Here is a 9,499-nt window from a genome sequence, read left to right as displayed (position 1 = left end):
CTATCTTCAAGCTTGTATGTGTCAACAAATTAGTTATGTTCATTGGATGGAAGATATCATGAGATGTTGACATTTTCACCCTTAATAGGACTACTATAACTGAATATGTAAACTTTTGTAACGACATTCAACATTTCTGATTTATTACTAATTTGGGCTATTACCCTCTCCTTATTAATCAGACCAGCAACAGGATTGAGGAATTATGATGGGAGAAATCCTAACCTCTTGGTTAATATCGGTACATCTTACATTGGCAAAAATGAGTATAAAGTTTGGGATTCAACTTGGAATTTTTATCAAACTGCCCGATTACTAGGATGGAAAGTTTATCAGCCATTTTTTGGCATTGGCACTAATGATGCTACCAAGAATTTTATTGATAATCTTGACTACGTAATTTTATCACCTGAATCTTATCTTGAAGAAATCATTCAAAAACAAGGATTGCAGATGAAAGAATACATTAATGTTGATAAATATATTCAAGATAATCCAGGAATTTTATATAAAGTCACAAGAAACATTGGATCAAAAACTGGTTATGGCCCGTATATCTTATACTCAAAATCATAAATATTAATCAAGGGATCCAGGGAATAAATTAAGAGTCTAAAAGCTCAAGTCGATTGAAAACCGACTAGGAAGAGGATTTCTTCGGGACGGGCGATTTTCAATCCCTAGCATAGCGGTAATCGTGGGGCGATCGCCCACAAAGGTAATTAAGTCGCTTTTAGAACAACCTCCACCCCAACCCAAAACCAGTCGGTTTTTAACCGACTTCAGCTTTCAGACTCTTAATTCCATTCCCTGGCTACCCTATGGAATAATAATATTATTAGATAATAATATACAACCCGGATACACCCAAACCCAGAGCGATCGCCCTGAATAATGGAATTGTCCGAACCTCATCATAACGGAAACTGCTGTAACTTTTTCAGCAAACCCTAACTAACCTTTTGACAGGGAAAAAACTAATGAAACTTTCAGTGATCATCCCCACCTATGAGCGGGGAGAAGTGCTGCTTAATACCATTGATTCCTTGCAGCGACTAATGACACCAGAATTTGAACTTTTGGTGATTGACCAGACCTTAAATCATGCTGTAACAATTGAGTCGAGATTAAACAGTTTGGCCGAACAAGGCGCTATTCGTTGGGTTCGCCTACCTCAACCATCTATTCCCATGGCCATGAACCGGGGAATCCTGGAAGCTAAAGGTGAGATAGTCCTTTTCCTCGATGATGATATTATCCCCCATGAGGATTTACTACAGGCTCACCAGCAAGCCCATCAACAAGCTGATCTGGTTGCAGGACAGGTACTACAGCCCGGGGAAAAATCTCTGACATTACAACCAGGGGAGCCATTTCGCTTTACTAGTAACATTCCCCGGCAAATTACGGAGTTTATGGGGGGCAATTTTTCCATTAAGCGCACTGTGGCGATCGCCCTGGGGGGATTTGATGAAAACTTCATAGGGGCTGCATACCGCTATGAGGCGGAATTTGCCCATCGCTACTGTCAAAAATACGGTTTGATTACCTACGAACCGAAAGCTCTGATTCACCACCTACGGGTAGAAAGGGGAGGAACACGCAGCTATGGTCACCACCTGAGAACTGCCCAACCCGCCCATGCTGTGGGAGCTTACTATTACCTGTTAAAGTCAAAACCCAATGGCTGGCTATGGCAAATACTTTGGCGACCATTGCGCTCCATTCGCACAAAACACCATATCACTCATCCTTGGTGGATCTTCCCCACCTTAATTGCAGAAGCCAGAGGGCTGAGTTTAGCCATTCATAAGATTAGTCAAGGACCATCCTATCCGATACTTTTTCAGTAACTAAGAGGATGTTTGTCAAGTCATGATTAGTGTATCAAATATTGTTTGACCCCGACCCGTTCCCCGTTATCTAGTACGGACTACTGACAAAAAGTCCTATATAGGACCTTCTTTCGGTGTTCCCTGTTCCCTGTTCCCTGCGATGCACTGAGCTTGTCGAAGTGTTCCCTGCCTCTACGAAAAATTCATAAATCAAACCGGATTCCTATATATGAATATTGTCATAGATGCTCTGCCCATTAATCATATGTCAGGTAGACACGTCATTTCTGGGCATTTACGAATGTTGGCCAAGTATCATGGCGATCGCCATCAATTTTTTGTTCTACATCACCACAACAATCGGGATCTTTGTTGCGACCTAGGATCGAGTTTTCACTGGATAGAGTGTCCTAATTTTGGTGAAAACTGGCCGGCTCGACTTTGGTGGCAATTTACTCAGTTAGAGTCCCTCCTGACCCAACTAAAAGCTCAACTAATTATTTCAACCTCCGGCGCTCTGGTTCCGGGAACTAAATTACCCCAAGTGGTTATTGCCCAAAATCCCTGGTGTTATGTTAGGGAATTTCACTACACAATTGGCGATCGCCTGAAGGCCTGGCTGCAAAGACAGGGCTACAAACAAGCCCAAAAAAAAGCACAGGCCATGTTTTATTTATCTGAATATGTCGCCAGACTCTACGAAAACGATGCGGGGGTAAAACCTCAAGCTGGTAAAATTCTTTATGTTGGTATTGATGAGGAAACCTACCAAGTGGCTCAAAGTCAATACCTAACCTTTGAACAACGTCCATTAGAAATCCTGACTGTTTCCGCAATGACACCCCACAAAGCCATTGAAGATGTTGTCAAAGTATTCTCAAGACTCCACGAATTAAACACCCGTGTTCATTTAACCCTAGTCGGTCCTTGGAGTACGGATGATTACCGCTCGAAAATTGAAACATTAATACAAGCCCTCAACCTCAGTAATTTTGTCACAATTACTGGTAAAGTATCTGTCAGTCAACTACGGGAACACTATCGCCGCGCTCGGGCATTTTGTCTTTTAAGCCGTTCAGAGTCCTTTGGTATACCCGCAGTAGAAGCCCAAGCCTTTGGGACTCCAACTATTGTGGCGGATGTGTGCGCTCCACCGGAGGTCGCTGGACCGGGTGGTATAGTCATTGATCCACAACAAATCCGGGAGCAGATTCCACTAATTCAATCTTTGCTGACTGATAGGGAAACTTGGAGCTGTTATTCTACCATGGCACTGGAAAATACAGAGCGATTCCGATGGCAGAAAGTTTCAAAGCCTTTAATTAGTTACTTTTAACTTTTAATTATGGTCTTTTAATTATGGTCTTTTAATTATGGTCTTTAAAGTCGGTATTCTCACCACCCACCCAATTCAATATCAAGTACCCTGGTTTCGCCTATTAGCCCAGAACGCCGACATTGATCTGCACGTCTTTTTCTGTATGATTCCCAATGCTATGCAGCAGGGAGATGGATTTGGGGTGGCTTTTGAGTGGGATGTTCCTTTATTGAATGGCTATGAATATCAAGTTTTAACAAATATTGCCCAAACACCATCTGTAACCAACTCTGGGGGCTGTGATACCCCAGAAATTTTTGCGATCGTCAAAAACGGCAATTGGGATGTTTTTATCGTCAATGGTTGGGTTGTTAAAAGCTGCCTGCAACTCCTGGTAGCTTGCCGATTGTATAGCGTTCCCTGTATTGTCCGGGGGGAATCTAATCATCTTGCCCATATGTCTCGTCCTCCCCTCTGATGCCGGTGAAACCTGGGGGCTAGTGGTCAATGAAGCCATGGCCTGTGGACTACCAGCAATTGTTTCCGATCAAGTAGGATGCCATTTTGACCTGATTACACCGGAAACCGGTTGGACTTACCCCATGGGACAAATAGACAAGTTAGGCGATCGCCTAGCCACAGCGATCAAACTAGGTCAAGCAAAGCTGGCTGAGATGGGAAGTAACGCCCGCGCAAAAGTGATGATGGAATATAATTACCAAAAAGTAGTCTGTGGTATTACAGAAGCCATGCGTTATGTGCGGAGTTAACTGTTACCAGCAACAATGGAAAGTGATTTATGGCATCTGGTATAGTATTACTGATTTCAGTTTTAGGGGCGATTCTCGCCCTAGGCAATTGGCGGCGGGGGATATACTGGCTAGTATTTCTAGCAGCAGTACAAGACCCCCTGAGAAAAATGATCCCCGGTGCCCCCGCCAGTGTCCTGTTAGCAAGTGTGCCAATTATATTGGGTATAATCCTGGGGTTGTCGGGACAAAAAGACTGGTTGCATTCATTCTGGCGAATGTATCCCAATGTGAACCGCAGTTTTAACTGGTTCGCGCTGGCCTGCATCCCCCCAGCCTTGATTTCTCTGACCTATAGTTCCAACTCCTGGCTCATGACAGTCTTTGGCATCTTTAGCTATGGCGTTTTCTTGGCGGCGATTTTAGTGGGTTTTCACTTTGCCCAATCTCTGGAAGATATCCAAAGACTATTTAGTTTTTATTGTCTCCTCTCCGTGGTAATGCTGAGTGGCACATTTTTAGAATACTTTAACGTCGTACCTGGATGGACTCTTATAGGTACCAGTGCCTTAGACTTTGATTGGGTGCGACATAGTACTGGCTACGTTGTCAAGCTGATAGCAGGTTTTTACCGTTCCCCAGATGTCATGGGCTGGCACGCTTCAACAACTTCTATGTTCAGTTTTTTTCTGTCCACCAGCTCGAAACCGAGGCAACGCTACCTCTGGTTAGCTATTTGTGTCATAGCGATCGCCGCCCTGTTTTTCTGTGGTCGTCGCAAGATGCTTTATATGTTGCCCGTAGCGGCAATAGTTTTTACTTTGATCTATGCCCAAGCCCGTGGCGGGCGGATCTTTTCCGTTTTGCCCGTTCTACTGATTCCACTGCTAATTATGATATATATTGGCAACGATCTGGGAGAAGATTCCACCTACGTCAGATATTACCAAGATAATTTTGCTGTTGCGGGTGAAGACTTTCGACGACATAATTTTGATGCCTTGATTGAAACAGTGCGTCAGTCGGGATTTTTTGGAGCCGGTCTGGGATCAGCTTCCCCAGGGAGCCAAAATCTTGCCATTTTCAATGTCCAAAGACCGAGAACTTGGCAAGAAAGTGGCACCAGTAGGATGATGGTCGAATTGGGAGTACCGGGTTTTATAGCCTTAGTCCTGCTGCTGCTCAGTTTAGTCCTTTCAGCATGGGTACAAGTGCAGTCCCTATTCAAGTCGCAAATGTACTTAGGGGTTTACACAGGTGGAATTTTAGCCTTTTTCCTGGCAAACATTGGTAGTTTGATGGTATCTGGGCAAATATTAGCAGACCCATTTATTACTTTTTTTATTGCTTTCTCCCTGGGGTTAGTATTGTCCTTCGCCAAGTATTGGCAAGCTTTTTTTTGGCATCAAACCCAGAATATAACCCAAAATATAACAATAGGAAACTCTGAAATTGACCGATAAATTGACCGATAAATTGACCGATAAATTGACCGAAATATCGGCTGGATTTTTACCTTTTCTTCACGATAATCAAGGTGTGTTAGAAGTAGCATTAATCACCACTTGTTCCACTGAGTCTGTAGGCAGTATGCTGATTTATGTGGACATGGTGACTGAAACCTTATCTTCTTACTCACAAAAAGTCCGACTGACCAGGATTGACTTACTGAACCTTGTCCCCGATCTGTTTTTTCTCCCGGCTAAACTGAAAAAACGGTTTCAACAGCTTTGGTTACTCTTGATTTCCCCGCTACAGTTGCGTAAATATATGTGCAAATACAATGGCGACATATTTCACCTGATGGATGGTAGTACCTGCTATGTTCTCAGGAAAATACCGCCAGAAAAATGTGTGGTCACTCTTCACGATTTAATTCCCGTTTTGCAACAAAAAGGGGAATTTCCCATACCCCCGCCTGGTTTTTTCGCCCGCTGGTTAATTAGAGAAAACTTAAAATCCCTCAAATCCCAGAAAAATATATGTGTTGTCAGCACCTGCACAGGTCAAGACTTTCAACAGAATGTTAGCAATCAAATTGTTCCCACTGTGATTTTCCCTGGTATTAGAAGTAGCTTATTAGACTTAATCCCGTCAGAAATCCCCGGATGGCAGGAACGAGTGCAGGATGGAAAAAGAATAATTTTGCACATTGGTAACAATGGCTTCTATAAGAACCGAGCAACGGTAATTAGAGTTTTTGCCGAACTGGTCAAGAGTCACCCCCTGTCATTGGTGATGGCTGGGTCTCCCCCAGATATGGATCTGCAAATGATCATTCAAGAACTGCAAGTAGGTGACAAAATTACCTTTGTTTCCTATCCCAATGATCAGGCGGTATCCTCCCTATACCTGAAGGCTTCCATCTTGCTTTTTCCCAGTTACTATGAGGGATTTGGTTGGCCTCCTTTAGAAGCGATGGCTTTTGGCTGTCCAGTTGTTTGCTCTCACAGTGGTTCTCTCCCTGAAATAGTTGGTAATGCTGCTCTGATGGCCAGTCCTGATAATCTATCAGCCATAGTTGCACAGTGTGATTTTTTACTCAACCAATCGGAGGAAGCAACAAAGCTAGTGCAGGCGGGACTAGAGAATATTCAACGTTTTAGTTCCCTGAAAATGGGGGAAGATCTCATTAATTTTTATAACCGCGTACAACGGTGAGGGAGCCGGTGAATAGTGATCCACACACCGAAACCGGGGAATGAACTAAGAATCTCAAGCCAAGAAATAATATATACATTAGAAATCGAAATTTTGTTAATCAGAAAGTCGCTCAAAGTCCCGCTTACTTTATTCATAATATGGATATCAGAATTTAATTAGGGCTTGCTGAATAAACTCAAAACCTTGATAAATCAAGGGTTTCAGGTGAAAAGTTAGGAAATCAGTGCAGGATTTTTCAGGGGTATACTCCTAAAAGTGTGCATTTTCCGGGTGAAATTTCAAAGAATTGGTTACTAACAGATCACCCAAACTCTTGCCTATTCCCTATTCCCTATTCGCTGCCTTAACGAAGAGACTTTTTCAGCAAACCCTAATTAACTGGTAATTAACAATGATTGTTTTTGAGAGGATGTCTGAGAAGTATCAGGTTTTATCCAGATCCCCCCTTACTCCCCTTAATAAGCTATCCATTATAAACATCTTTCTTAATATTCATGAGAGCGATCGCTTGCAGACCCCCAACCCTTAATCCTCCGTTGCTGATTCTCAATAAAATGAGGTTTTTATCAATAAAGATGAGGTGCATTTTGTCAAGATCAGGTAAATTCAAAAGTCTTGAAACCTTTACCAAGTAGAGGTTTTAAGATTGTTAAGAAAGATGTTTATAATGGATAGCCTTTTAAGGCGGGGAGCGTCAAAATAGAGTAAACAATACTTAGGTGCTGTCATGAACACAATTAATGTTCTTTACGAACAAGATTATTTCCTTTGGCTGGAAGAAACTTATAAATTACTAGAAAATAATCGCATTGAGGAATTAGATTTTTTACATTTAAAGGAGGAAATTCTCAGTTTGGGTAATGAACAAAGGCGGAAAGTTGACAGTTACCTGCGTCAATTGCTCATTTACTTATTGTTGTATAAGTATTGGAAATCTGAAAAAGAATACTGTGCCAAAGTTTGGCAAAATGAAATTGATAACTTTCGATTTGAGCTTGAGTTATTGTTAAAGTCTAAAACGTTGTATAACTATTTCTTGCAAGAAATTGCAGAAATTTATGTTAAAGCCAGAAGACAGGCTATCAAAAAAAGTGAATTACCTGCTCATCTTTTTCCTGAAAGTTGTCCGTTTTCTGCCGATGATCTACTTGATCCAGAATTTCTTCCTGATTAAAATTAGTGATGTCCCTGTGAAATTTCTATAACAATGCTTCTCAAAAATGGGCGATCGCACCCGAATGAATCATGTATCAAAGTGAAGCACCTCCGCAAAAAAACCTACCCCTGTGATGGCAGGGGGAAGCCTTGAATTTTAATGGTTTTATCCCACATTCCGCACCCCCCAGTGTCACAATCGGTAATTTCGGATTTTTGAAGACCTTTGAGGATAATTTTAATACAAAATGGTCTAAAGTTTAGGTAGCGATAGCGAAGAGCTGCTGCAAGCAGTTCGCCAATCTCAAATCCCCAAATGACCATTTTTCGTTGTGTGACAGTTTAGGGTGCGGAAGGTGGGTTGGATGCAATCCCAAAAATTTGACCGCTTTTCACCAGTGGTATGTATGCCATGAGGAAAGTATAGCATTAAGTTAGTGAAAGTTGGCAAATGACTATACTAAAAACGGGTTACAGCCTTACTATTTAAATCGCTAAGAGTATTGCTATCCAAAGATTTTTGCCTGAACAAAAGTCTAGCAATCATCCGTTTTTAGTATAACTAGCTAATTTCCTCTTGAAAATTTATAAAACAGCCTCTAAAGTTGATCAGGATTTATCCCCATTGTCTGTAATTTTGCCAGCAATTCCTCCCTTTGTTGGCGCTCCTGTGCCAGTAACAATTCCGCAGCCTCTGCTCTTTGCTGTGCCTGTTGGGCTTCTTGCTGTGCTTGTTGGGCTTCTTGCTGTGCTTGTTGGGCTTCTTGCTGTGCTTGTTGGGCTTCTTGCTGTGCCTGTTGAGCTTCTTGCTGTGCTTGTTGAGCTTCTTGCTGTGCTTGTTGGGCTTCTTGCTGTGCCTGTTGAGCTTCTTGCTGTGCTTGTTGAGCTAATTCACGGGCTGTAGGTAGTAGAACCCCCTCTAAAGTTGCCCAACGCACCCAGACGGCATTGGCTCCCCCAAATTCTCCCGCCCAACGCACTAGAGCTAAACCTAATTTTTGACTGATCAGCCTGTTTTGCTCATCGGGAATGATTGGTTCATATCCATAATCCCTGATGATGAAACCAGCAAACTCATTGGGATTAAAAGGATCATACCAAAAGTATTCTGGTACTCTGAGCCTGTTTTGGTATATTTCTTTTTTGTCTGTCTTGTCTCTGAAAGCAGTGCTAGAGGATAGCAACTCTACTACCACATCTGGACCTTTACCCTCTTCCCAAGTTACCCAACATTTGCGCTCTCCCTTGGGAACATCCAACACAGCAAACATATCCGGACCACGGAAATCATGGTTTTTCAATTGATGGGGACTAAAGTAAACAAACATATTACCCCCCACAAAGGCATCTTGATCCCCTAACCAAGCAGCTAGGGGATCAACTAGTAAGTCCATTTGCAGTTTATGGCGATAGGTTTCCATAGGGATGCCGTCATCATATAGTAATTCATCCTGGGTGGGGGGATTAACAAAATCTGGGGTTGAATCTGGTGTCGATTGATCTAAGTTTAGCAATGTCGATTCACTCATATTTCCTCCGATTGAATCCCGATGCTTACTAATTTAACTAAGTTTAACTAGGGGTTGCTGAGAAAGTCTTTCCGTGAGGGCATAGGAGTCAGGAGTCAGGAGTCAGGAGTCAGGAGGAGATTTGAAAATTTCTTTGCCATCTCTTGAAATCCCAAAAAATGGACACTTTTTCCGGTATACCCTTCAAAACCCTTGCACTAATTTCTGTGTTTATCAGCCTCTAACCTTTGATATATCAAGGTTTTAGGT

The 9,499-nt window shown here is 42.3% G+C and carries 11 protein-coding genes; 9 read left to right on the top strand and 2 right to left on the bottom strand.

From position 1 onward, the window contains the following. The first annotated feature begins 228 nt into the window (after positions 1-228). The 8 genes from PN497_RS16370 (at position 229) to PN497_RS16335 (ending at position 6,563) form a co-directional block, all read left to right on the top strand. The gene (locus PN497_RS16370; protein ID WP_096571430.1) at positions 229-576 is read left to right on the top strand and encodes a hypothetical protein; all 348 of its coding nucleotides are present in this window, start codon (positions 229-231) and stop codon (positions 574-576) included. Between the two features lie 121 nt (positions 577-697). After that, positions 698-895 carry a hypothetical protein gene (locus PN497_RS16365; RefSeq protein ID WP_272110703.1) on the top strand — a complete coding sequence of 66 codons (198 nt, stop codon included), beginning with the start codon at positions 698-700 and terminating at the stop codon, positions 893-895. An 85-nt stretch (positions 896-980) separates the two neighbouring features. Continuing rightward, positions 981-1,853, top strand: coding sequence for a glycosyltransferase family 2 protein (locus PN497_RS16360; RefSeq protein WP_096571432.1), 873 nt, complete (start codon positions 981-983; stop codon positions 1,851-1,853). A gap of 211 nt (positions 1,854-2,064) precedes the next feature. Beyond that, positions 2,065-3,171 carry a glycosyltransferase gene (locus tag PN497_RS16355; protein WP_096571434.1) on the top strand — a complete coding sequence of 369 codons (1,107 nt, stop codon included), beginning with the start codon at positions 2,065-2,067 and terminating at the stop codon, positions 3,169-3,171. Positions 3,172-3,208: 37 nt separating this feature from the next. Beyond that, on the top strand, positions 3,209-3,631 hold the full coding sequence (locus PN497_RS16350; protein WP_272110702.1) for a hypothetical protein: 423 nt from the start codon (positions 3,209-3,211) through the stop codon (positions 3,629-3,631). A gap of 22 nt (positions 3,632-3,653) precedes the next feature. Next, positions 3,654-3,923, top strand: coding sequence for a glycosyltransferase (locus PN497_RS16345; RefSeq protein WP_272110701.1), 270 nt, complete (start codon positions 3,654-3,656; stop codon positions 3,921-3,923). A gap of 353 nt (positions 3,924-4,276) precedes the next feature. Next, entirely contained in the window at positions 4,277-5,365 is a 1,089-nt protein-coding gene (locus PN497_RS16340; protein ID WP_272110700.1) for an O-antigen ligase family protein, read from the top strand. Further along, positions 5,355-6,563: a glycosyltransferase family 4 protein gene (locus PN497_RS16335; protein WP_096571439.1), complete on the top strand. Its 1,209-nt coding sequence runs from the start codon at positions 5,355-5,357 to the stop codon at positions 6,561-6,563. Before PN497_RS16340 ends, PN497_RS16335 begins: the two co-directional genes overlap by 11 nt. 466 nt (positions 6,564-7,029) lie before the next feature. Here the strand turns inward: PN497_RS16335 and PN497_RS16330 are convergent, their stop codons facing one another. Then, the gene (locus PN497_RS16330; protein WP_193944423.1) at positions 7,030-7,176 is read right to left on the bottom strand and encodes a hypothetical protein; all 147 of its coding nucleotides are present in this window, start codon (positions 7,174-7,176) and stop codon (positions 7,030-7,032) included. A gap of 117 nt (positions 7,177-7,293) precedes the next feature. On the opposite strand from PN497_RS16330, the gene PN497_RS16325 reads away from it, so the two are divergent. After that, positions 7,294-7,740 carry a DUF29 domain-containing protein gene (locus PN497_RS16325; protein ID WP_096571441.1) on the top strand — a complete coding sequence of 149 codons (447 nt, stop codon included), beginning with the start codon at positions 7,294-7,296 and terminating at the stop codon, positions 7,738-7,740. Between the two features lie 580 nt (positions 7,741-8,320). Here the strand turns inward: PN497_RS16325 and PN497_RS16320 are convergent. After that, the gene (locus PN497_RS16320; RefSeq protein ID WP_096571443.1) at positions 8,321-9,250 is read right to left on the bottom strand and encodes a Uma2 family endonuclease; all 930 of its coding nucleotides are present in this window, start codon (positions 9,248-9,250) and stop codon (positions 8,321-8,323) included. Positions 9,251-9,499 lie beyond the last annotated feature (249 nt).

Origin of the sequence: Sphaerospermopsis kisseleviana CS-549 (assembly GCF_028329225.1) — a bacterium.
GTDB classification, from domain to species: domain Bacteria; phylum Cyanobacteriota; class Cyanobacteriia; order Cyanobacteriales; family Nostocaceae; genus Sphaerospermopsis; species Sphaerospermopsis kisseleviana.
The sequence above is the reverse complement of the archived record's forward strand: the minus strand, read 5'-3'. Positions and strand labels throughout refer to the sequence as shown.